23 protein-coding genes are annotated in these 21,219 nt (G+C 71.6%); 5 read left to right on the top strand and 18 right to left on the bottom strand.

The window, feature by feature from the left end; translation table 11 throughout:
- Positions 1 to 15 precede the first annotated feature (15 nt).
- From ACFY0P_RS06695 to ACFY0P_RS06685, 3 genes are all read right to left on the bottom strand, one after another.
- The gene (locus ACFY0P_RS06695; protein WP_388908082.1) at positions 16 to 345 is read right to left on the bottom strand and encodes a hypothetical protein; all 330 of its coding nucleotides are present in this window, start codon (positions 343 to 345) and stop codon (positions 16 to 18) included.
- 17 nt (positions 346 to 362) lie between these two features.
- The gene (locus ACFY0P_RS06690; RefSeq protein WP_388908080.1) at positions 363 to 1,649 is read right to left on the bottom strand and encodes an aromatic ring-hydroxylating dioxygenase subunit alpha; all 1,287 of its coding nucleotides are present in this window, start codon (positions 1,647 to 1,649) and stop codon (positions 363 to 365) included.
- Positions 1,650 to 1,845: 196 nt separating this feature from the next.
- Positions 1,846 to 2,706 (bottom strand): NAD(P)-dependent oxidoreductase, encoded by an 861-nt coding sequence (locus ACFY0P_RS06685; protein ID WP_388908078.1) that lies wholly within the window; start codon positions 2,704 to 2,706, stop codon positions 1,846 to 1,848.
- 209 nt (positions 2,707 to 2,915) lie between these two features.
- Between ACFY0P_RS06685 and ACFY0P_RS06680 the strand changes: the two genes are divergently transcribed.
- Genes ACFY0P_RS06680 through ACFY0P_RS06670 form a run of 3 tightly spaced genes read left to right on the top strand, consistent with a single transcriptional unit; the run spans position 2,916 to position 4,710 of the window.
- A complete protein-coding gene (locus ACFY0P_RS06680; RefSeq protein WP_388908076.1) occupies positions 2,916 to 4,196 on the top strand; it encodes a cytochrome P450 in 1,281 nt (426 codons plus the stop codon).
- Positions 4,193 to 4,381 (top strand): ferredoxin, encoded by a 189-nt coding sequence (locus ACFY0P_RS06675; protein WP_388908074.1) that lies wholly within the window; start codon positions 4,193 to 4,195, stop codon positions 4,379 to 4,381. The genes ACFY0P_RS06680 and ACFY0P_RS06675 overlap by 4 nt, the downstream gene beginning before the upstream one ends.
- Positions 4,382 to 4,395: 14 nt before the next feature.
- Entirely contained in the window at positions 4,396 to 4,710 is a 315-nt protein-coding gene (locus tag ACFY0P_RS06670; RefSeq protein ID WP_388908072.1) for a DUF1330 domain-containing protein, read from the top strand.
- A gap of 78 nt (positions 4,711 to 4,788) precedes the next feature.
- Here ACFY0P_RS06670 and ACFY0P_RS06665 read toward each other — a convergent pair whose 3' ends face one another.
- From ACFY0P_RS06665 to ACFY0P_RS06655, 3 genes are read right to left on the bottom strand one after another with little or no spacing between them, the layout of a single operon-like run.
- Positions 4,789 to 5,613 carry an SDR family oxidoreductase gene (locus tag ACFY0P_RS06665; RefSeq protein ID WP_388908070.1) on the bottom strand — a complete coding sequence of 275 codons (825 nt, stop codon included), beginning with the start codon at positions 5,611 to 5,613 and terminating at the stop codon, positions 4,789 to 4,791.
- Between the two features lie 23 nt (positions 5,614 to 5,636).
- Positions 5,637 to 6,095: a VOC family protein gene (locus tag ACFY0P_RS06660; RefSeq protein ID WP_388908068.1), complete on the bottom strand. Its 459-nt coding sequence runs from the start codon at positions 6,093 to 6,095 to the stop codon at positions 5,637 to 5,639.
- Between the two features lie 2 nt (positions 6,096 to 6,097).
- On the bottom strand, positions 6,098 to 6,736 hold the full coding sequence (locus ACFY0P_RS06655; protein ID WP_388908066.1) for a TetR/AcrR family transcriptional regulator: 639 nt from the start codon (positions 6,734 to 6,736) through the stop codon (positions 6,098 to 6,100).
- 85 nt (positions 6,737 to 6,821) lie between these two features.
- On the opposite strand from ACFY0P_RS06655, the gene ACFY0P_RS06650 reads away from it, so the two are divergent.
- Both ACFY0P_RS06650 and ACFY0P_RS06645 read left to right on the top strand, forming a co-directional pair.
- A complete protein-coding gene (locus ACFY0P_RS06650; protein WP_388908064.1) occupies positions 6,822 to 8,123 on the top strand; it encodes an acyl-CoA dehydrogenase family protein in 1,302 nt (433 codons plus the stop codon).
- The gene (locus tag ACFY0P_RS06645; RefSeq protein ID WP_388908062.1) at positions 8,120 to 9,148 is read left to right on the top strand and encodes a phosphotransferase family protein; all 1,029 of its coding nucleotides are present in this window, start codon (positions 8,120 to 8,122) and stop codon (positions 9,146 to 9,148) included. The genes ACFY0P_RS06650 and ACFY0P_RS06645 overlap by 4 nt, the downstream gene beginning before the upstream one ends.
- Positions 9,149 to 9,248: 100 nt before the next feature.
- Here the strand turns inward: ACFY0P_RS06645 and ACFY0P_RS06640 are convergent, their stop codons facing one another.
- The 12 genes from ACFY0P_RS06640 to ACFY0P_RS06585 are packed head-to-tail and all read right to left on the bottom strand — an operon-like array spanning position 9,249 to position 21,198.
- Positions 9,249 to 10,397, bottom strand: coding sequence for an acyl-CoA dehydrogenase family protein (locus ACFY0P_RS06640; protein ID WP_388908060.1), 1,149 nt, complete (start codon positions 10,395 to 10,397; stop codon positions 9,249 to 9,251).
- 13 nt (positions 10,398 to 10,410) lie between these two features.
- Positions 10,411 to 11,544: a thiolase family protein gene (locus ACFY0P_RS06635; RefSeq protein ID WP_388908058.1), complete on the bottom strand. Its 1,134-nt coding sequence runs from the start codon at positions 11,542 to 11,544 to the stop codon at positions 10,411 to 10,413.
- Positions 11,529 to 12,353, bottom strand: coding sequence for an enoyl-CoA hydratase/isomerase family protein (locus ACFY0P_RS06630; RefSeq protein WP_388908057.1), 825 nt, complete (start codon positions 12,351 to 12,353; stop codon positions 11,529 to 11,531). Before ACFY0P_RS06630 ends, ACFY0P_RS06635 begins: the two co-directional genes overlap by 16 nt.
- A complete protein-coding gene (locus ACFY0P_RS06625) occupies positions 12,350 to 13,534 on the bottom strand; it encodes a CaiB/BaiF CoA transferase family protein (RefSeq protein ID WP_388908055.1) in 1,185 nt (394 codons plus the stop codon). Before ACFY0P_RS06625 ends, ACFY0P_RS06630 begins: the two co-directional genes overlap by 4 nt.
- Positions 13,534 to 14,301: an SDR family NAD(P)-dependent oxidoreductase gene (locus ACFY0P_RS06620; RefSeq protein ID WP_388908053.1), complete on the bottom strand. Its 768-nt coding sequence runs from the start codon at positions 14,299 to 14,301 to the stop codon at positions 13,534 to 13,536. The genes ACFY0P_RS06625 and ACFY0P_RS06620 overlap by 1 nt, the downstream gene beginning before the upstream one ends.
- Positions 14,301 to 15,599, bottom strand: coding sequence for an amidohydrolase family protein (locus ACFY0P_RS06615; RefSeq protein ID WP_388908051.1), 1,299 nt, complete (start codon positions 15,597 to 15,599; stop codon positions 14,301 to 14,303). Before ACFY0P_RS06615 ends, ACFY0P_RS06620 begins: the two co-directional genes overlap by 1 nt.
- Positions 15,600 to 15,627: 28 nt before the next feature.
- A complete protein-coding gene (locus tag ACFY0P_RS06610; protein ID WP_388908049.1) occupies positions 15,628 to 15,945 on the bottom strand; it encodes a hypothetical protein in 318 nt (105 codons plus the stop codon).
- A complete protein-coding gene (locus ACFY0P_RS06605) occupies positions 15,911 to 16,306 on the bottom strand; it encodes a hypothetical protein (RefSeq protein ID WP_388908047.1) in 396 nt (131 codons plus the stop codon). Before ACFY0P_RS06605 ends, ACFY0P_RS06610 begins: the two co-directional genes overlap by 35 nt.
- Positions 16,303 to 17,010 carry an ABC transporter ATP-binding protein gene (locus ACFY0P_RS06600; RefSeq protein ID WP_388908045.1) on the bottom strand — a complete coding sequence of 236 codons (708 nt, stop codon included), beginning with the start codon at positions 17,008 to 17,010 and terminating at the stop codon, positions 16,303 to 16,305. The genes ACFY0P_RS06605 and ACFY0P_RS06600 overlap by 4 nt, the downstream gene beginning before the upstream one ends.
- Entirely contained in the window at positions 17,007 to 17,717 is a 711-nt protein-coding gene (locus tag ACFY0P_RS06595) for an ABC transporter ATP-binding protein (protein ID WP_388908043.1), read from the bottom strand. Before ACFY0P_RS06595 ends, ACFY0P_RS06600 begins: the two co-directional genes overlap by 4 nt.
- Positions 17,698 to 19,809, bottom strand: a complete 2,112-nt coding sequence (locus ACFY0P_RS06590) for an ABC transporter permease (RefSeq protein WP_388908041.1) — start codon at positions 19,807 to 19,809, stop codon at positions 17,698 to 17,700. Before ACFY0P_RS06590 ends, ACFY0P_RS06595 begins: the two co-directional genes overlap by 20 nt.
- Positions 19,810 to 21,198, bottom strand: coding sequence for an ABC transporter substrate-binding protein (locus ACFY0P_RS06585; protein WP_388908039.1), 1,389 nt, complete (start codon positions 21,196 to 21,198; stop codon positions 19,810 to 19,812).
- Positions 21,199 to 21,219: the final 21 nt, after the last annotated feature.

Raw genomic sequence — 21,219 nt, 5'->3', positions numbered from 1 at the left:
CAACTCGCATGCCGTTCACACCGCCGGTTCCACGACGGAGTCGATGCTCGCCGCGCCCGTGTCCGGCACCTTGGGCTGTCGCCAGGCCTCCACCGAGAACGCGACGGTCACCAGCGCGCAGAACAGCCACAGCAGGTGCTTGTCCTCCTCGGAGATGTCCGCCATGGTGGCCCGCCGCAGGTACTCCGTGCCGGAGGCGAGCAGCGGGAACGCGACGTCGTAGAAGGCGTCGAGCTCGTCCATGGTGCTGGCGATGCGCTTGGCGTACCGGGCCTTCTCGGTGGGGACCGCCCAGTCGGCGAAGGGTTCCAGCGCGGCGAACTCGGCGGGGAAAACGGTGGCCATGGTTCGGTCTCCTCGGGTCAGCCGGCGGCCGGGGCGCCGGAGGTGCGCTGCTGGTACTCGCGGACGTACTGCCGGGCGGAACCGTGCAGATGACGCAGGAGAACCTCCTGGTCGTTGAGCGGGAACTCCCCTACCGTGCGTGACTCCAGCATGGTCTGTGTGGCCTCCAGGGTGTTGCCGTCCTGCAGGCCGTACTCCTTGAAGGAGACGACGGCCAGCTCCTGCTGAAGCCGCTGGAAGGCGTTCTCGGGCGGCACGAAGTAGCAGGTCGCCTCGAAGATGTGGGTGTTGTACGCGGTCGGCCAGTAGTGGTATGTCAGGACCCAGTTCGGCCGCCAGATCAGCAGCATGAAGTTGGGGAAGAACACGAAGGAGTCCATGCCCCAGCGCGGGTCCCGGGTGGGGTTGATGGCGGGCGGCAGCTCCTCGGTCGTGAGACCGATGTCGGGCGCCTCCCACGGTCCGAACAGGCCGCTGCGCAGGGCGCCTTCGATGGGCTTGACCATCGTGCGGTCGTGCGGCGGGGCGATGCCGCCCCAGGAGGAGACCATGCTGTGCGGGCCGTCGACGTCGTAGTGCAGCGCCTCGTAGCCGTACTTCTGGATCTTGCGGGCCTCGTCGGAGACGTACTGGCCGGCGTGCAGGATCGGCGCGTGGTAGAACTCGGCGAACGCGTCGATGAACAGCTTCCAGTTGGAGCCGATCTCCGCACGGTACGTGTGCGCCTGGGTCAGCTTGTGGAACGGGTAGCCCTCGATCCCCTTGGCGAACTCGCCCAGGTACTCCCGTAGCGGAGTGCTGTTCCCGGGGTCGAGGTTGACGAAGACGAACCCCTCCCAGATGTCGGTCTGCACGCCCTTGAGGCCGTACTGCGACTTGTCCAGGTCGAAGAACTCCTGCTCCTGCTGGACGAAGGCCAGTTTGCCCTCGAGGTCGTACCGCCAGGCGTGGTACTTGCAGGTGAACTGGCGGCAGACCCCGCTGGTCTCCTCGTGCGGGAAGTCGTTCCACACGAGCTTGTTGCCGCGGTGCCGGCAGATGTTGTGGAAGGCACGCACCTCGTCGTCCATGCCGCGCACCACGACGACCGAGGTGCCCGCCGCGTCCAGTTCCTTGGTGAAGTAGCTGCCGCGCTTGGGGAGTTTCTCGACTCGGCCGACGTTCAGCCAGGTGCGCTTGAAGATGGCGTCCCGCTCCAGCTCGTAGTGCGCCGGCGTGATCGAGTCCTCGTACGACACCGGCTCCGTGCCGATCTTCAGGTGTGCGGTCCAGCTGCCCGCCTCGGGCTTCTTGAAGTGCGCCATGGGGTCTGGTCCTCCAGTCGCTTGTTCGGAGGAGACCTACGATAATCTCAGTCTCTCCCAATGAGAATGCTATTCTCGCCCGAGATCGGCCGTCAAGTCAGCCGCCTGTCAGGAAAGGCGCGGGAGGCCGCGGCGGACTCGGCGGCCGATCGTCCGGGATCGGCCCACCAGCCCGCGGGGCTCGTCCGCGGGTGCGTCAGGATCCGTGCAAGAAAGGGAAGATCCGGGTGAAGTCGGCCCCGGGCTCGGCCTGGGCGAACCGCTCCCACACGTTCCCGGTCGCCTCGCCGATCGCGGTCGCACCGCCCTGCTCCGCCACGGCGCGCAGGTACAGCCGTACATCCTTGTCCATCAGGGAGTTGGTGAAGCCTGCGGCATAGCGGCCGGTGAGGACCTGGGCCGGGAACTTGTCCCGGCTCGCCGCGCTCTGGCCGCTGGACTCGTTCAGGACGTCGAGCATGGTGGCCATGTCGAGTCCGGCCGCGACGCCGAAGGCGACGGCCTCGCTGGTGGCGGCGAGCGCGGTCGCGGCCAGGAAGTTGTTGGCGAGCTTGAGGGCCTGCGCCGGGCCGGGCCGGTCGCCGACCCGGCGACGGCGGTCACTGAGCCCGGCCAGTACGCCCTCGGCGCGCGAACAGGCCTCGTCCTCCCCGGCGTACATGACGGTGAGGGTGCGGGCACGGGCTCCGGCGACCCCGCCGGAGACGGGGGCGTCGACGTAGCCGATGCCGCCCGCGGCCAGCAGTGCGGCGACGGCCCGGGCGGCGGCCGGACCGACGGTGGAGGTGTCGACGACGCACCGGACGCGCCGTTCGGGCGCCGCCAGGACGTCCCGGGCCACCTGCTCGCAGGCCCGGCCGTCGGGAAGGCTGAGCACCAGCACGTCGGTACGGCCGGCCACTTCGGCGACCGCGGGAACGTGGACGGCCCCCTCGGGCGACCGCCGGGGACCGAGCGCGTCATGCGTCACGACCGCATGCCCGGCCGCCACGAGGTTCCCGGCGAGAACGCTGCCCATATTGCCGAGGCCGACGAACCCGACACTCCCGCCGCTCACTCCCCCGCCTCCCGTTCCGTGCGCACGCGCTTGACGACCCGCCGGCGGATGGCGCGCGCGGCGCGCAGTGCATCTGTCTCTTCCATGAATCTCCCCGGCAGCACATGAGAATGACACTCTCCTAAACATCATTCAGCATTCCAGCAAGTGGAGAATTGTGCTACCGTTCCCGACCGTCAGGGTGCCGGTGAGAGGGGGCCGAACAGGCCGTGAACGACTTCGAGGCGATCGATTTCTTCCGGGACGAGCAGGTCGTCGCGGACCCCTACCCCTACTTCGACGCCCTGCGCGGACAGTGCCCGGTCCGTCGCGAGAACCACCACGACGTGATGATGGTGACCGGGTACGACGAGGCGCTGCAGGTCTACAACGACACCGACGCGTTCTCCGCCTGCATCTCGGTCACCGGCCCGTTCCCCGGGTTCCCGGTCCCGCTGGAGGGCGACGACGTCAGCGAGCTGATCGAGCGCCACCGGCACGAGCTGCCGATGAGCGACCAGCTGCCCACCCTGGACCCGCCGGTGCACACCGACCACCGCGCCCTGCTGATGCGGCTGATCACGCCGAAGCGCCTCAAGGAGAACGAGGCGTCCATGTGGCACCTCGCCGACGGGTTGCTGGAGACGTTCCTCGCGCCGGGCGAGGGGGAGTTCATCAGCGGGTTCGCCGGGCCGTTCACGCTGCTCGTCATAGCCGACCTGCTCGGGGTGCCCGGCGAGGACCAGCAGGAGTTCATGGACCGGCTCCAGCGCCGCCCGCAGGACGGCGGCGGCATCGGCAGCACCGGCGACGACACCCTGCACCACTCGCCGCTGGAGTTCCTCTACGGCCGCTTCACGACGTACATCGAGGAGCGCCGCCGCGAGCCGCGCGCGGACGTGCTGACGGGCCTGGCGACGGCGGCCTTCCCGGACGGTTCGACGCCGGAGGTCATCGACGTCGTCCGGGTCGCGGCCAACCTGTTCGCCGCCGGCCAGGAGACCACCGTCCGGCTGCTCAGCTCGGCGCTCAGGATCCTCGCCGAACGCCCCGAGCTGCAGCGGCTGTTGCGCACCGAGCGCGACCGCATCCCGAACTTCGTCGAGGAGACGCTGCGGGCCGAGAGCCCGGTGAAGGGCGACTTCCGGCTGTCGAAGGTTCCGACCACGGTGGGCGGCGTGGACATCCCGGCCGGGACCACGCTGATGGTGCTCAACAGCGCGGCGAACCGCGATCCGCGCCAGTTCGAGGACCCGGAGACCTTCGACGTCGGCCGCCCGAACGTCCGCCGGCACCTCGCGTTCGGCCGCGGCGCCCACACCTGCCCCGGCGCGCCCCTGGCCCGCGCCGAGGCCCGGGTGACCCTCGAACGGCTGCTGGACCTCACGTCCGACATCAGGATCGCCGAGCGGGTGCACGGCCCGGCGAACGCCCGCCGCTACCAGTACGTACCCACCTTCATCCTCCGCGGCCTCACCCACCTCGACCTGGAGTGGAGCACGGCCCGATGAAGGTCACCGTCGACGACGACCGCTGCCGCGGGCACGGGGTGTGCTGCTCGCTCTGCCCCGAGGTCTTCGACCTGAGCGACGACGGCTACGCCGTGGTGGACACCCCCGGGGTGCCCGCCGAGCACGAGGAGGCGGTCCGCTCGGCCGCCGCCCTGTGCCCCGAGCGCGCCATCACCGTGAGCTGACGCCGAGGAGCGCCATGCCGAAGGGCTACGTCATCTTCACCGAGGCCATCGACGACCCCGCCGGCATGGCCGCCTACGGAAGGGCAGCCGGGCCCTCCATCGCCGAGAGCGGCGCCGCCGTGCTGGCCGCGGATCCCCGCCCGCAGGTTCTGGAGGGCGCCTGGCACGGTGACCAGACCGTCGTACTCGAATTCGAGTCCGTGGCGGCGGCCCGGGCGTGGTACGAGTCGGCCGCCTACGCGAAGGCGAAGTCGCTGCGGCAGGCGGCGGCCCGTACCAACGCCGTGATCGTGGCGGGGTTCGCACCACGGGCGACCGACACCGAGTGAACACGGCCGGGGGAGCCCGACTTGCCGTCACCGAAGGCAAGTCGGGCTCCCCCGGCCCGGGGTCATGTCCCGGTGCCGCTAGCGTGCCGCCAGGCCCGCCCGTACCCCGCCGTCGACCAGGATGCCGGTGCCGGTGAGGAAGGACGCATCGTCCGACAGCAGGAAGGCGACGACGGCGGCCAGTTCCTCGGGGCGGCCCTCGCGGCCCAGGGCGGACTGCCGTACCAGTGCCCGCATCGACGGGTGGTGTTCGGCCTCCTGCCGCCCCTGCGGGGTGGCGACGACGCCGGGTGAGACCGAACAGACGCGGGCCCCGGCCGCTCCGACGCGCACGGCCTCCCGCTGCACGAAGCGCTGGACTCCCCGCTTGGCCCACGTGCAGGCCATGCCCGGGTCCTCGACGTCCGGGCCCACGGCTTCCCGGATGCGGTCGAGGAAGTGCTCGTCGAGCGGATCCGCCAGAGCCGCCTCGGTCGCGGGCCGCGGTTCGGTGTCGCCGAACAGGGCCGCCATCGAGGCGAAACACACCATCGCCGTCCCCCGGGTGACGAGCGGTCGCAGGGCCTCGGCCAGCAGGGCCGTGCCGACGAGGTCGACCGTGAGGATGCGGCGCCAGTCGGCCATGGCCGGCGAGATGCCGGCGGCGTGGGCGACGGCGCGCAGGGTGCCGAGTTCGCGGACACGGGCGGCGAGACCGGCCAGGCCGTCGCGGTCGGTAATGTCGAGGGTGTGCGGTTCCACGACGGTCGCGTGCGGGGAGGTCGAGAGGTCCCCCGCAGCCGTGGAAACAGCCTTCTCGTCCAGGTCGACCAGCAGCAGCCGGTCCACCGTGCCGAGCAGGCGCCGCGCGCACTCCAGTCCCATGCCGCGCCCGGCGCCGGTCACCATTCCCACCCTCGTCATCGGGCCTGCCTCCCTCTCGACGGTCACGACGGCCTCCTGCCGGTCGCCCAGTACCGCTCCAGGACGGGCTGGAGCGCGCGGGTCACCAGTTCGATGCGCGGGCCGGCCTCGCCGTGGAGGAACGCCCAGTACGGGGTACCGTCCGGGCGGCGGCCCACGGCCTCGGTCGCGTGGCCGCGCCGGGCCAGTTCGGCGGAGTCGGCGGCCACGTCGTCGGACCAGTAGCCGAGGTGGTGGATGCCGGAGTCGGCGGCCGGCTGCCACAGGGTCCCCGGGACGCTCCGGACGAGTTCCACCCGGGGCACGGACATGGAGTACGTCGACCTGAGGTCGAGGACCGCGTCGCCGCCGGGCAGGCTCACCCGGGCCGGGGCGCCCAGCTCCTCGCACCACCGGTGGCCGAACACGGCCGTCAGCTCGGCCGCCGCGGCGGCGATGTCGTCGACGACGAGGCCGACATGGAACTGATCGGTCGCCTTCATTCTCACGCTCCTTCGGGTGCGACCGTGCGCAGGCAGAAGCGGGTGACGTGCTCGACGTCGGCGCCCGTCGGGGGCGTCCGCCGCCACAGGTGGTCGGCGAGCCGGCCGACCACGGCGTGGGCGGCCAGGGCGGCGTCCAGGCCGGGGGCGGCGCTGCCGAGTTCGGTGTACGGCGCGCGGAGCAGGTCCGCGAGCAGGCCGGCGATCGAGGGCGGCCCGGCGAGGAACCCCTCCCCCACGCTCTGGGCGTTCCACATGACCGCGAGGGTCGTCTCGGCCGTGTCGGCGTCCATCGCCTGCGCCAGGACACTTTCGGCCCAGCGGCGCACCTTGCCCTGCGCCGTGGGCTCCTTGGCCATCTGGTGCGCGATGTAGCCGCACAGCCGCTCGGCGCCGTCCTCCATGATCGCGGCGATCAGGGCGTCCTTGGACCGGAAGTGCCGGTAGAAGGCCTCGTTGGACAGTCCGGCCGCCGTCACGATGTCGGCGACGCGCGGGCGTGCCGTCGTGCCGAGGCGGCGCATGACCGCGCGTGCCGCGTCGAGGAGGGCGCGCACCTCGTCGGCGTACTGGTCGGCGCGGCGGGCCAGGGCGCGCCGGGCTATCCGGTCGGCGATGCCGTCCGGAGGCCGGTCCGGCACGTCGTCAGAAGTCGCGTTCCGCGAAGAGGGAATTGTGTTCTCATTCACGAGAACGTTATTCTGGCATCCGTCGGAAGGAGACACAATGCCGTGGGACTTCGAGACAGAGCCGGACTACCAGGCGCAGCTCGACTGGGCGGACCGGTTCGTGCGCGAGGAGGTCGAACCCCTCGACCTCCTGTGGGACGGCCTGCAGTTCACCCCGCCCGACGACAACCTCCGCCGGGTCCTCGACCCCCTCAAGAAGGAGGTGCGGACGCACGGGCTGTGGGCGACCCACCTCGGTCCCGACCTGGGCGGGGAGGGACACGGCCAGGTCAAGCTGTGCCTGCTCAACGAGATCCTGGGCCGCTCGTCCTGGGCCCCGATCGTGTTCGGCTGCCAGGCCCCGGACACGGGCAACGCGGAGATCCTCGCCCACTACGGCACGGCGGCGCAGAAGGAGCGCTACCTGCGCCCGCTGCTCGACGGCGAGATCTTCTCCTGCTACTCGATGACCGAGCCGCAGGCCGGCTCCGATCCCAAGGAGTTCACCACCCGCGCGGTGCGGGACGGGGACGAGTGGGTCATCAACGGCTGGAAGTACTTCTCGTCCAACGCCAGGACGGCCGCCTTCTTCATCGTGATGGCCGTGACCGACCCGGCCGGGGACCCGTACAAGAGCATGTCGATGCTCCTGGTCCCTGCCGAGACGCCCGGGATCGTCATCGAGCGGAACGTGGCGCTGGCCGGTGAGCCCGAAGAACGGGGTTCCCACGCGCTGGTGCACTACGAGGACGTGCGGGTGCCCGCGGACGCGCTGCTGGGCGGCGAGGGGCAGGCGTTCGTCATCGCCCAGACCCGCCTCGGCGGCGGGCGTATCCATCACGCGATGCGGACGATCGGGCTCGCGGGCAAGGCGTTCGACATGATGTGCGAGCGGGCGCTGAGCCGGCACACGCAGGGCACGGTCCTGGCCGACAAGCAGTTCGTACAGGGCCACATAGCCGACTCGTGGGCCCAGATCCAGCAGTTCCGGCTGGCCGTGCTGCACACCGCCTGGAAGATCGACAAGTACGACGACTACCGCAGGGTCCGCAAGGACATCGCGATGATCAAGGTCGTGCTGCCGAGCGTGCTGCACGACGTCGCCCACCGCGCGATCCAGGTGCACGGTGCCCTCGGCGTGAGCGGCGACATGCCGCTGTTCCGGATGCTCCTGGGCGCCAGCGTCCTGGGCATCGCCGACGGTCCGACCGAGGCGCACAAGGTCACCGTCGCCCGGCAGGTGCTGCGCGACCACAAGCCCAGCGAGGACCTGTGGCCGAGCGGCTACCTGCCCACGCGGCTGGCCGCGGCGCGGGCCAGGTACGCGGAGTTCCTGGACCCGGAGACGGAGGCCCGGTGATCGACGTCGAGCGGCTGGCCGACTGGCTGGACGAGTCCGCACTGCCCGGCACGGGCGAACCGGTCGAGCAGCGGTACGTCTCGGGCGGCGCGCAGAACGAGATCTACGAGATCCGGCGCGGAGAACTGCACTGCGCCCTGCGCATCCCGCCGCCCACCGCACCGGCCGCCCGTGACGGGGGCATCCTGCGGGAGTGGCGGATCACCGAGGCACTGAACGGCACGGACGTCCCTCACACCGAGGCGATCGCCGTCTGCACGGACACCGCCGTCCTCGGCCGCACCTTCTACCTGATGGAGTTCGTCGACGGCTGGTCGCCCATGTCCACCACCGGCGGACGCGGCTGGCCGGAGCCGTTCGGCACGGACCTGACCGCGCGGGCGGGGCTGGCGTACCAACTGGCCGAGGGGGCCGCCCTGCTGGGCCGGGTGGACTGGCGGGCGAAGGGGCTGGAGGACCTGGGCCGCCCCGAGGGCTTCCACGAGCGCCAGGTGGACCGTTGGACCCGCTACCTGGAGCGGGTGCAGGGCCGTGAGCTGCCCGGCTTCGACGAGGCCTCGGCCTGGCTGCGCGGCCACAAGCCGCTCGACTACGTCCCGGGCCTGATGCACGGCGACTACCAGTTCGCCAACGTCATGTTCCGGCACGGCGGCCCGGCCCGGCTGGCCGCCGTCGTGGACTGGGAGATGGGCACCGTCGGCGACCCCAAGCTCGACCTGGCCTGGATGCTGCGCGGCTGGCCCGAGGACACCGGTGCCCCGGAGGCGGCCACCGCATCCTATGTCGACCTGTTCGGCATGCCCTCACGGCACCAGCTGATCCAGCACTACGCCGAGGTGTCCGGCCGCCAGGTCGACGACATGGACTACTACGAGGTGCTCGCCCAGTGGAAGCTCGCCATCGTCCTGGAACAGGGTTTCCAACGGGCCGGTGACAACAAGAAGTTGCGCGCGTTCGGCCCGATGGTGCTGCAGCTGATGAAGTCAGCCGCCGACCTGGCGGAGACGACGCCCTACGGCAAGTGACCCCTGAGCGCCGTGGCCGCACCCGGCGGCCGCGGCGCTCAAACGTGCCCTGGGGTGTTCTCACGTACCCTGGGGTGTTCTCACGTTCCCGGCGGGACTCTCACAGCCCCAGCGACTTGGCGATGATCACCTTCATGACCTCGCTGGTGCCGGCATAGATCCGGGTGATCCGGGCGTCGGCGTACAGCCGGGCGATCGGGTACTCCGTCATGTAGCCGTAGCCGCCGAAGAGCTGGAGGCAGCGGTCGACGGCACGGGCCTGCATCTCGGTGCAGAAGAGCTTCACCTTCGCCGCGTCGGCGCCGGAGAGTTCCCCGTCGACGAGTTCGAGGACGGCGCGGTCGAGCATGGCCTGGGCGGCCTCGATCTCGGCGGCGACGGCGGCGAGTTCGAACTTGGTGTTCTGGAAGGACGCCACGGACCTGCCGAAGACCTCGCGTTCCTTGACGTACTCGATCGTCGTGTCCAGCGCGGCCCGCGCCTGCGCGACCGAGCCGACCGCCACCGTCATCCGCTCCTGCGGAAGGTTGTGGCCCAGGTAGCCGAAGGCGGCGCCCTCCTCCCCCAGCCGGTTCGCCACCGGGACGCGTACATCGTCGAAGGCAAGCTCGACGGTGTCCTGGACCTTGATTCCCATCTTGTCGAGGACCCGCCCCCGGGTGAACCCGGGCATCCCGTCCTCCACGACCAGCAGCGTCAGTCCCGCGCGCCGGTCGGCCGGGTCGCTCGATGTGCGGGCGACCACGATCACCAGGTCGGCGAGCAGACCTCCGGTGATGAAGGTCTTGGCGCCGTTGAGGACGTAGCTGTCGCCGTCAGGCACGGCCGTGGTGCGGATGCCCGCCAGGTCGGAACCGGTACCGGGTTCGGTCATGGCGACGGCGGTGAGCAGCGTGCCGGCGGCGAGCCCGGGGAACCAGCGCCTTCGCTGCGCGGCGTCGGCGTAGGCGAGGAAGTAGGGCAGGATGACGTCGAGTTGGGTGCGTACGGTGCCCAGGGTGACCAGGGCGCGGGCCGCCTCCTCCTGGAGGACGACGTTGTAGCGGTAGTCGTCGAGACCCGCGCCGCCGTACTTCTCGGGGATCGCGATGCCCAGCACGCCGAGCGAGCCGAGCTGTTCGAAGATCTCGCGGGGCAGCCGGCCGGCCCGCTCCCAGGAGGAGTGGTTCGGGACCACCTCCTTGGCCACGAACTCCCTGACCAGCCTGCGGAATTCCTCGTGGTCGGGTGTGTAGATCTCTCGGCGCACCGAACCCCCCTGGTCAGGAAGCGAGTTCGACGAGGGTGGCGTTGGCCGTGCCGCCGCCCTCGCACATGGTCTGCAGGCCGTACCGGATCCCGTGGTCGCGCATGTGGTGGACCATCCGGGTCATCAGCACGGCACCGGACGCGCCCAGCGGATGCCCGAGCGCGATGGCGCCGCCGAGCGGGTTGAGCAGGGCCGGGTCGGCGCCGGTCTCGGCGAGCCAGGCGAGCGGGACGGGCGCGAAGGCCTCGTTCACCTCGAAGACGCCCACCTCGGCGAGGCCGACGCCGGCCTTGGCGAGCACCTTCTCCGTGGCCGGGATCGGGCCGGTCAGCATGAGGACCGGGTCGGCGCCGACCACCGCGCCCGCGCGGTAGCGCACGAGCGGGGTCAGCCCCAGCTCCCGGGCCCGCTGCGGTGTGGTGACCAGCAGGGCCGCGGCGCCGTCGGAGATCTGGGAAGCGTTGCCGGCGTGGATCACCCCGTCGTCGAGGAAGGCGGGCCTCAATCCCGCGAGCTTCGCCACGCTGGTGCCGAGCCGTATCCCCTCGTCGGTGCTCACCCCCGCCGCCGGCACGGTCTGTGCCTCGAAGGCACCGCTGTCCTTTGCGGCGGCGGCGCGCTCGTGGGACAGCGCCGCGTACTCGTCCAGCCGCGTGCGGGTGAAGCCCCACTTCTGTGCGATCCTCTCGGCAGAGATGCCCTGGTTGAAGGAGAAGCCGTGGTAGCGGGCGAGGACCCGGGGGCCGTACGGCGTCCCGGTGGCCCGTGCCGAGCCGAGCGGCACCCGGCTCATGACCTCGACGCCGCCGGCCACGACGACGTCCTGCTGGCCGGACATGACGGCCTGCGCGGCGAAGTCGAGGGCCTGCTGGCTCGATCCGCAGGCCCGGTTCACGGTGGTGCCGGGAACGGTCTCGGGCCAGCCCGCGGCGAGGACGGCGTACCGGCCGATGTTGCTGGACTGGTCGCCGACCTGGGAGACGCAGCCCCACACGACGTCGTCGACGAGCGCCGGGTCGAGGCCGGTCCGTTCGGCGATGGCGGTCAGGACCACGGCGGAGAGGTCGGCCGCGTGCACACCGGACAAGCCGCCGTCGCGTCTGCCCACCGGTGTGCGGACGGCCTCGACGATCACTGCTTCGCGCATGGTGGGTCCTCCGTAGCGGGCTGTCGGAACCAGCGGCCGGTGAAGCGCGGCTCCCGTTTGCCGGCGAACGCGGCGTAGGCCTCCGGCACGTCCGGCGAGGCGAAGTTGACCGCCTGCGTGCGGGCCTCGGCGGCGAGTGCCTCGCGCAGGGTGCGGCCCGTCCCCTCGTTGAGCAGTGCCTTGGTCTGCGCCAGGGCGACCGGCGGTCCGGCCGCCAGCCGGCCGGCGAGGTCGGTGACGAAACCGTCGATCTCCTCGGCGGACACCACCCAGGTGACGAGGTTCAGCGACCGGGCCTCCTCGGCGTCGATCGTCTCGGCCAGCAGGGCGAGTCTCCTGGCTTGCTGGAGCCCGGCGAGCCTGGGCAGCAGCCAGGTGCCGCCGCAGTCCGGGGAGAGCCCGCGGCGCGTGAAGATCTGCGAGAACCGGCTTTCCGGTGTGGCCACCACCAGGTCGCAGCCGAGCGCGAGGTTCCAGCCCGCACCGACGGCCACCCCGTCCACCTTGGCCACCGTGGGAATGGGCAACTCGTGCAGCAGGACGGCGACTTCGTTGAGGTCGCGGACCTTGTCGAGCGGGTGCCGGGTGTCCTGGGCGCCGCTGGTGAGGTCGGCGCCGGAGCAGAACGCGCCGCCGGCGCCGGTGAGGACCAGGGCCCGTACCGTCCGGTCGTGCGTGGCCTCGGTGAGGGCCCGGCGCAGCGCCGCCCACAGTTCGCGGTCGACGGCGTTCCTGCGGTGCGGGCGGTTGAGGGTCAGGGTCCGTACGCCGCCACGGTCGGCGGACAGCAGTTCGGGCGCGCCGGTCATGTGGCACCCCTCGACTCGGCCTCGGTGACGCCCAGTTCGGCGAGCACCTTCCGGGTGTGTTCGCCGAGGGCCGGTACGGCGCCCATCGGAGGCTCGTAGCCGGCGATCACCGGCGGTGGCAGGAGGGCCGGTACCGGTCCTGCGGGGGTGTCGGTGGTGCGCCAGCGGTCGCGGGCCGCGAGGTGCGGGTGGGCGAGGACGTCGGCCGGGGTGTTGTAGCGGGAATTGCCGATGCCGGTCTCGTCGGCGCGTCGCTGGACGTGGGCGAGGTCGTGCCGGGCGCACCAGGCCCCGATCTCCGCGTCGAGCAGGCCGCGGTGCCGGACGCGGTCGGGGTTGGTGCGGAAGCGTTCGTCGGCCGCCAGGTCCGGGCGTTCGAGCAACTCCCGGGCCAGGCGCTGCCATTCGCGGTCGTTGATGGTGCCGAGGACGACCGTGTGACCGTCGGCGGTGTCGTAGGCGCCATACGGGGCGACGGCGGGCGAGCTCATGCCGATCGGCTGCTGTTCCTCGCCGGAGTGCCGGGTGTAGGTCAGCGGGTAGCCCATCAGCTCGGTCATGGTGTCGAACAGGCTCACCGCGACGGCGCCGCCGCGCTCGCTCCGGCGCTCACCGGCGTAGAGGAGCGCCACGATGGACAGCGCGGTGTAGAGGCCGGTGCTCGCGTCCGCGATGGGCGGGCCCGGTTTCGCCGGGGCGCCGGGGTGGCCGGTGATGGCGCAGACCCCGGACTCGGCCTGGACGAGAAGGTCGTAGGCCCGTTTGTGGGAGAGCGGGCCGCCGGGACCGTAACCGTCGATCTCCACCGCGATCAGGTCGGGGTGGCTGGTCGCCAGGTCGTCGGGGGCGATGCCCAGTCTGGCCGTGGTGCCCGGGGCGAGGTTGGAGACCAGGACGTCGGCGCGGTCCAGCAGGCGGTGCAGGATCGCCATCCCCGCCTCGGACTTGAGGTCGAGAGCGACGGATTCCTTGCCGCGGTTGGTCCACACGAAGTGGGCGGCCAAGCCGTTCACCACGTCGTCGATGTGCCGAGCGGAGTCGCCGCCGTCCGGGTTCTCCACCTTGATCACCCGGGCCCCGAGGTCGCACAGGACCCGGGTGCACAGGGGCGCCGAGACGGCCTGTTCCAGGGCCACCACCGTCACCCCGGAAAGAGGTCCCCTGTCTGTGCGGTGGGTCATCAGATCACCAGGCCGCCGTCGACCGGCAGGACCTGGCCGGTGACGAAGGAGGCCGCGTCCGAGGCGAGGAAGACGAAGACCCCGGCCACCTCCTCGGGCTCGGCCCAGCGGCCGAGCGGAATGCGGGCGAGCATGGTGGCGGCGAACTTCTCGTGGGTGCGGATGGTCTCGGTCATCGGGGTGGCGGCCAGCGGCGCCAGGGCGTTGACCTTGATCTGTCTGCGTGCCAGCTCACGGGCCATCGACTTGGTCATGCCGATGATCGCGGCCTTGGCCGCCGAGTAGTTGACCTGGCCGAGGGTGCCGACGAGCCCGGCCGACGAGGTGACGTTGACGATGCGTCCGGTGCCGTCCGTCGGCAGGAACGGCAGGGCGGCCTGGGAGCAGGTGAAGGTGCCCAGGACGTGGATGTCGAGCAGCCGGCGGAAGGCGTCCTCGTCAAGGTCGGGAAACATGGCCGGCGCGGTCACGCCGGCGTTGTTCACCAGGATGTGCAGGGTCCCGTCGGCGAGGGCGGCGGCCCGGTCCGCGGCGGCCTCCGCGGCCGTGCGGTCCCGGACGTCGAGTCCGGTGCTGTCGGCGGTGCCGCCGGCCGCCGTGATCTTCCCGGCGACGACCGCCGCGGCGGCCGCGTCGACGTCGGTGACGAGGACGGCGGCGCCGGCCCGGGCGAGCGCGTGGGCGACGGCGGCGCCGATGCCGCCCGCGGCTCCCGTGACCAGCGCCGAGCGTCCCGTCAGGTCGAACAGCTCGTTGTCGTGCCCCACTACTTGCTCGCCGCCGCTACGGCCGCGCGGGCCCGCCGGCGGAAGGCCTCCAGCTTGTCGACCGGTTCCTTGAGCTGGCGGCTGCGGGGCCGGATGCTGACGTCGTGCCCGTCGGCGGCCCGGCGCAGGGCGCCGACCGTGGCCTGCTCGCGCGGGATGTGCGCGAACGGGTCGAAGGAGTACCAGCGCATCGCGTTCTCGTGGGTGATCTTCACGGTGTCCGCGTCCGGGACCCCGCACTCGGTGAGGACGCCGTGCAGCTGCTCGGGGGCGTCGGGCCACAGGGAGTCGCTGTGCGGGTAGTCGCCCTCCCAGCAGATGTTGTCGATGCCGATGTCGTGGCGCAGTTTCACGCCGAGCTTGTCGGTGATGAAGCAGGTCAGGAAGTGCTCGCGGAAGACCTCGGAGGGCAGCTTGCCGCCGAAGTCCTGGAGGGTCCAGGCGGCGTGCATCTCGAAGGTGCGGTCGACCCGCTCCAGGAAGTAGGGGATCCAGCCGGTGCCGCCCTCCGAGAGGGCGATCCTCAGGTCGGGGAAGTCCTTGAGGGTGCGCGACCACAGCAGGTCGGCGGCGGCCTGGACGAGGTTGATCGGCTGGAGGGTGATCATCACGTCCGGGGGTGAGTCGACGGCCGGGATGGCGAGGCGGCCGGAGGAGCCGATGTGCACCGACAGCACGGTGCTGGTGTCGCAGGCGGCCTGCCACACCGGGTTCCAGTACGGGTCGTGGAAGCTCGGGTAGCCGAGCGCGGCCGGGTTCTCGGGGAAGGTCATGGAGTGGCAGCCCTTGGCCGCGACCCGGCGCAGTTCGGCGGCGCACAGCTCGGCGTCCCAGATCGCGGGCAGGGCCATCGGGATGAAGCGGCCGGGGTAGGAGCCGCACCACTCGTCGATGTGCCAGTCGTTGTACGCCCGCACCAGCGCGAGCGAGAAGTCGGAGTCCTCGGTGGCGAACATGCGGGCCGAGAACCCCGGGAAGGACGGGAAGTTCATCTGGGCGAGCACGCCGCCCGCGTTCATGTCCTTGACGCGTTCGTGGACGTCGTAGCAGCCGGGCCGGATCTCGTCCATGCCCTGCGGGTCGAGGCCGTACTCCTCCTTGGGGCGCCCCGCGACCGCGTTGAGAGCGGCGTTTCCGACGGTGTTGTCGCGGAACTGCCACACGTCGCTGCCGTCCTCGCGGTGGATCAGCTTGGGCGCGTCGTCGAGGTACCGCTTCGGCAGGTGGTTCACGAAGATGTCGGGCGGTTCGATGACGTGGTCGTCGACGCTGATGAGGATCAGGTCGTCCTTGTTCATGCGGAGTCCTTTTCGCTGGTGCGGGCGTTCAGTCGGAGGCGGGGAGGGGTTTGGCGGCCCTGAGGGTCATGGGGACGCCGTCGCAGGCGAGTTCGCCGGTTCCGGGGTGAGTGCAGAGCAGTTCGAGGGTGCCGTCGGCGTCGACGTAGCGCTTGCCGAGGAGGGTGACCGGGGCGCCGCTCGCGGGCGGTGCGGGCGGTGCGTCGGCGGCGGCCGTCATGGGGGCGCCGCCGCAGGTCAGGGCCGGTTGCCGGTCCGCCGGGGCACGGACCACGACGACCCGGGTGCCGCACACCGTGCTGGCGAGCTGGTCACCGGGGCGTGGCGTCGGTGCTGGTGAGGTCATGGTTCGGGTCCCTTTCCGACAGGCGGTCGGCGAGTACGGCGAGGTCGTAGGACTGGCGGGCCATCCAGAACCGCAGGAAGCCGGTGAGCGAGTAGCGCAGGAACAGGGCCGCGCCGACGACCGTCGCCGCGATGCCGCCGAGGCCGAGCGCGAGGGCGTCGTTCTGGTCGAGCGGGTTCTGGGTGTTGTGCGAGGCGAAGTACGCGGAGACCGCGAGGACCAGGCCGACGGTCATCAGGGCGGCGCCGAGGCGCAGCCAGAGGCCGGCGCGGGCGGCGGCCGGGTCGGGGATCCGGAGGTCGGCGAGTTCGCGGACGAACCGGTCCGCGCGGGAGTCTTCAGGCGGCTCGGTGGATGTCATGCGGAACTCCCCAGGTAGAGGGCGGACAGTTCGTCGCGCAGCCCGCCGTCGGGGCGGCCCTGGCGTTCGATGCGGCCGCGTACGAGGACGGCGGCGTGGTCGGCGATGCCGAGGACGGCGGCAGCGAACTGCTCGACGACCAGGACCGCGACGCCCTGCCGGGCGATCTCGGCGACCTGTTCGTAGAGCCGGGAGACGACCAGCGGGGCGAGTCCCATGGACAGTTCGTCTAGGAGCAGCACGGCCGGGTCGGTGGCCAGGCCGCGGGCGAGGGCGAGCATCTGCTGCTCACCGCCGGAGAGCGTCCCCGCCGCCTGGCCCGCCCGCTTGCCGAGCACGGGGAAGCGGGCGTAGGCGACCTCCTCGATCTCCTGGCGGGTGCGGCCGGTGAAGGTCATCATCAGGAGGTTGTCGCGCACCGAGAGGTTGGGGAAGACACCGCGTCCCTCGGGGATGAGACAGACTCCGGCCCGGGCCAGGTCACGGGGGTCCACGCCGGTCATGTCGCGTCCGCCGAGCAGGAGTTGCCCGGACCGTGGTGGGTGGAGTCCGGCGGCGACGTGCAGCGTGGTCGTCTTGCCGGCGCCGTTCGGGCCGAGCAGCGCGACGACCTGCCCGGCGCCGACGCCCAGGTCGACGCCGTGCAGGACGGTGATGCCCTCGTGGGCGGCGCGGACGGTGCGCAGTTCGAGCAGAGCGTTCACACGTCCCCCAGGTAGGCGGCGAGCACCGTCTCGTCGTTGCGGATGACCTCGGGCGGTCCCACGGCGATGACCTTGCCGAGGTCGAGCACGTACACCTCGTCGCAGACGCCCATGACCAGCCCCATGTCGTGTTCGACGAGGACGACCGCGGTGCCTTCGGCGGCGAGCGAGCGCAGCAGGGCGGCGAACCGTTCGGTCTCCTCGCCGTCCTGTCCGGCCGCGGGTTCGTCGAGGAGCAGGAGTGCGGGCCGTACGGCCAGGGCGCGGCCGACCTCGACGAGGCGGGCGACGCCGGTGGGGAGGTTGTCGGCGGGGGTGTCGGCGATGCCGGTCAGGCCGAGCCGGTCGAGGAGGCCGTCGGCCACCGGTGCCGCCCGCCGTCGGTCGGGGCCGAGTTCCGCGGCGACGAGGAGGTTGTCGCGGACACTCAGCCGGCCGAAGAGTTCCAGGCGTTGGAAGGTGCGGGCCAGTCCGTGCCGGCAACGCCGGGCGGGGCCGAGACGGGTGACGTCCCGGCCGCCGAGGGCGACCCTGCCCGCCGCGGGCCGGCGTAGCCCGGAGACCACGTCGAACAGGGTGCTCTTGCCGGCGCCGTTGGGCCCGATGAGGCCGGTGATCCGGCCCCGGTCGGCGCTCATGCCGACCCCGTCCAGGGCGCGGTTGCCTCCGAAGGCGACGGTGACGCCGCTAACGTCCAGCAGTGGCACGGGTCAGCACCTCCCCGTCCTCGGGCCGCCAGGGCCGTCGTACGCCCCACCACTCGACCGGTACGTCCGCCTCGGTCTCCGGGGCCTGGCGGGCGGCGGCCCAGGAGCGCAGCGCGACCCCTGCCGCCAGTGACCCGACAAGGAACGTCCAGCCGTTGATCGCGCCGGTCAGCCTCAGCACCCAGCCCAGGGCCAGGGCGCCGAGCAGGACGGGCAGGGCGGCGAGGTCCCGGCCGAGGGGTTCCCAGTGGCGCCGGAACCTGGCCACGATCCCCTCGGGGCTGTGCCCGAGCCCCATCCCGGCGAGGGCGGGCAGGACGGTGACGATGTTCTGCGTCCAGGAGGCCACACCGGTCAGGGCGTTGGGGCCGAGGTAGGCGGTGCCGGCGAACAGGCCGTCGCCGACCGCGCCGAGGCCGCCGATGACGGCGACGAGGAAGATCGGCAGTCCGGCGACGAGGTTGAACTGCTCGGCGGTGACGGCGCGTTGCTGCATGCCGTAGAGGGCGCCGCCGAGTCCGGCGATGCCGGAGGAGAGCGCGAACACGGCCACCTTGGTCACCAGCAGGTTGCCGCCGAGCGTCGCGTACGCGGCCTCGCTGTCCCGCAGCGCGATCAGGCGCCGCCCGAAGCCGCTGCGCCGCAGCCGGGCGACCGAGAGGGAGGCGAGGCCGAGGCAGACGGCGGCGAGGACGGTCAGGTCGGCGGCGGAGTCGAGATGCAGGCCCAGCAGCTCGGGGCCGCTCATGTCCACCGAGCCCTGGTCGAAGAGCGAGATGCGCAGGCCGAACAGGTGGAAGGCCGGCAGGGTGAAGATCCACCGGTCCAGGACCACCGTGACCGCGGCCGTGCCGAGCGCCAGGTAGACGCCGGAGAACCGCAGCGCGGGCACCGCGATCAGCGCCCCGGCCGCCCCGGACACGGCGATCGCGGCGGCCAGCGCCCAGAGTTCGCCGTGCGCGCCGAGGTGTCCCCACACGAGGGCGCCGATACCGGCCATGCTCAGCTGGCACAGGGAGATCTGCCCGGCGTACCCGGCGAGCGGGACGTACGACAGGGCGACGATGCCGAGGGAGAAGACCGGACCGTAGCTGACGAGGTCCGCCTCGTCGAGGACGGTGGCCAGGACCACCCCGAACGCGACCGTCGCGGCGGCGAACAAGGCGGTGCCGCGCAGGCTGGGCGCCGGGACCTGGACCAGCCGCCGGTCGCGGTGGCGCAGGCCCGGGTGGCGGAACAGGAGCAGCGCGAGGAAGAGGAGCAGGGCCGGGGCCGCGAGCCGCAGACCGGGCAGGTAGGGGTTCTGCGGGAGGTAGCCGGCGAGGTAGCTCTCCATGCAGCCGACGACGACCGCGCCGGCGAAGGTGAGCGGCAGGCTGCGCAGCCTGCCGAAGACGGCCGCGGTGTAGGCGCTGACGATCAGGAGGGAGAGCTGGGAGGCGTCCAGGGCGACGGTGGGGGCGATCAGTATGCCGCCGATCGCGGCGAGTTGGGTGCCGAGGATCCAGGCGACGCGGCTCGCCCGGACCGGGTCGGCGCCGGTGAGCCGCACCAGGGCGCGGTCGTCGACGGTGGCGCGCATCTCGGCGCCGGTACGGGTGCGGTTGAGCAGGAACCAGAGGCCGGCGGCGACCGCCACCGCGACGGTCATGGTGATCGCCTGGTGCCAGGTGAGGGTGGCAGGGCCGAGGTGGAAGGGCTGCTTGTCGGCGAAGAACACCGACAGCGGCCGGGGCACGTCGGGGTCCCAGATCCAGCGGGCGGCGGCGATGGCGCCGCTGAGCAGCGCCACCGTCATCACCAGCCGTTCGGCCTCGCCGAGCCGTTGCACGGGCCGCATCAGGACCCGCTCGACGGCGAGGCCGAACGCGGGCGCGAGCACGAGCAGCACCACCGCCAGGGCCACCGGGACCGGCCAGCCCCAGCCGACGGTGAACTGCCAGTAGCAGAACGCCGCCAGCATGCCCGCCGCGCCGTGCGCGAAGTTGAACACGCCGGTGGTGACGTAGGTGAGCACCAGGCCGCTGCCGATGACCGCGTAGATGGCCGCGGTGCTCAGTCCGACGATCCCGAAGGTCAGGAACTGCTCCATCTACTTCACATCGTTCATGCTCTTGCCGACGTCGGCGAGGGTGAGGGGCTTGCCGTAGGTGCCCTTCAGCTTGTACGGGGGCGTGTCGCAGCGGTAGGCGCCGTTGTCGGGCTCGAATGCGGCGGGCTGCCAGCCCTTGGTGGTGGCCTGCTCGACGTTGAAGCACTTCAGCGGGGCGTCCTGCTGGGACAGGTCGACGGGAGCCAGCAGTCCGCCGCCCGTCCAGGCGTTCTCCTTGGCCGCGGCCTCGTAGACGCACTTGCGGGTGAGGTCGTCGCCACAGGAGGAGGCCGCCTTGGCGAACAGCAGCCAGGCGGCGAAGCCGCGGATGCCCGGCATCGTGATCTGCGCCTTCGGGTCGTACTTCTCGAACAGGGCGACCAGCTGCCCGGTGGCAGGGTTGTCGGCCGCCTTCTCCAGCGGATAGACACCGCCGAGGTCGGCCAGGTTGTTCTGGACGGCCAGGGACTTGCCCGCGAGTTGGAGGAACGCCGGTCCGTAGGCGTTGTTGTTGGCGTCGATCCAGTCGAGCTTGTAGCTCATCCCGGTAAGGACCTGCTCCAGCTTGGCCAGGCTCGCGAAGTCGCCGTTGAACACCAGGCCCTTGACGCCCTTGCTCTTGATCGACTGGGCGTAGGGCGTCCAGTCCGAGACGCCGCCCGCCGGGTAGAGGTCCTTGTAGACGATCTTCGCTCCGGAGGCCTGCAGCGTCTCCTGGGACTCGGCGTTGATGACCTTCGTCACCGGGGAGTCGCCGCCGATCGTCCCGACATGTGCCGCCGACGCCGGGTAGCCCTGCTTCAGCAGCCAGGAGTAGTACCCCTCGTAGCGGGCGTAGGAGGCGCCACCGGTCTCGTTCAGCTGGAGGCCGGACCCGTTGTTCTGGATCTGGCTCACCTGTGCCGGGAAGTCGGGCAGCAGACAGTTCAACCGGTCCTGCACCCCGAGGGCGTCCAGCGCCGCGCCGCCGCCGACCAGTGCGAAGTCCTGCTTGCAGGCGTCCAGCATCTGCTGGCGGACCTGCGTCAGTCTGGTGTCGCGGGTGGTGGCCACGAGCTTGCGGCCGTTGATGCCGCCGGCCGCGTTGCACCAGGAGGTGAACACCTTGGCGGTGTCGGCGAATTCGGAGTTCTTGGTGAAGCCGACGTCGGAGAAGACGCCGATGTCGATCGAGTCGGCGGTGACGCCCTGGGCGGGCGCACTCTTCGCGGTGCCCGGTCCGCAGACCTTCTTGAGGTCTCCGAAGTCTCCGGACGCGGCCTGCTGTGCGGCCTTCGTCGGGGTCGCGCCGCCGTCGCTCGTGTCGCCGGAGCCGCTGTGGCCGCCGCATCCGGCGACGGCCAGCAGTGCGGTCGCCGCCAGCGCGGCGGGAAGTGCATGGACTCTCACGGGGTTCCTCCTCGGTGGTGT

The organism is Streptomyces sp. NPDC001714, assembly GCF_042892755.1.
Lineage (GTDB): Bacteria > Actinomycetota > Actinomycetes > Streptomycetales > Streptomycetaceae > Streptomyces.
This window is presented reverse-complemented; position numbering and strand designations above follow the sequence as displayed.

Coding starts and splice junctions, on each gene's coding strand:
- ACFY0P_RS06635 (WP_388908058.1), bottom strand. CDS start 11,544: ATGCGCGAAGCAGTGATCGTCGAGGCCGTCCGCACACCGGTGGGCAGA.
- ACFY0P_RS06665 (WP_388908070.1), bottom strand. CDS start 5,613: ATGACGAGGGTGGGAATGGTGACCGGCGCCGGGCGCGGCATGGGACTG.
- ACFY0P_RS06695 (WP_388908082.1), bottom strand. CDS start 345: ATGGCCACCGTTTTCCCCGCCGAGTTCGCCGCGCTGGAACCCTTCGCC.
- ACFY0P_RS06670 (WP_388908072.1), top strand. CDS start 4,396: ATGCCGAAGGGCTACGTCATCTTCACCGAGGCCATCGACGACCCCGCC.
- ACFY0P_RS06625 (WP_388908055.1), bottom strand. CDS start 13,534: ATGACCCACCGCACAGACAGGGGACCTCTTTCCGGGGTGACGGTGGTG.
- ACFY0P_RS06605 (WP_388908047.1), bottom strand. CDS start 16,306: ATGACATCCACCGAGCCGCCTGAAGACTCCCGCGCGGACCGGTTCGTC.
- ACFY0P_RS06610 (WP_388908049.1), bottom strand. CDS start 15,945: ATGACCTCACCAGCACCGACGCCACGCCCCGGTGACCAGCTCGCCAGC.
- ACFY0P_RS06690 (WP_388908080.1), bottom strand. CDS start 1,649: ATGGCGCACTTCAAGAAGCCCGAGGCGGGCAGCTGGACCGCACACCTG.
- ACFY0P_RS06660 (WP_388908068.1), bottom strand. CDS start 6,095: ATGAAGGCGACCGATCAGTTCCATGTCGGCCTCGTCGTCGACGACATC.
- ACFY0P_RS06590 (WP_388908041.1), bottom strand. CDS start 19,809: ATGGAGCAGTTCCTGACCTTCGGGATCGTCGGACTGAGCACCGCGGCC.
- ACFY0P_RS06615 (WP_388908051.1), bottom strand. CDS start 15,599: ATGAACAAGGACGACCTGATCCTCATCAGCGTCGACGACCACGTCATC.
- ACFY0P_RS06675 (WP_388908074.1), top strand. CDS start 4,193: ATGAAGGTCACCGTCGACGACGACCGCTGCCGCGGGCACGGGGTGTGC.
- ACFY0P_RS06630 (WP_388908057.1), bottom strand. CDS start 12,353: ATGACCGGCGCGCCCGAACTGCTGTCCGCCGACCGTGGCGGCGTACGG.
- ACFY0P_RS06650 (WP_388908064.1), top strand. CDS start 6,822: ATGCCGTGGGACTTCGAGACAGAGCCGGACTACCAGGCGCAGCTCGAC.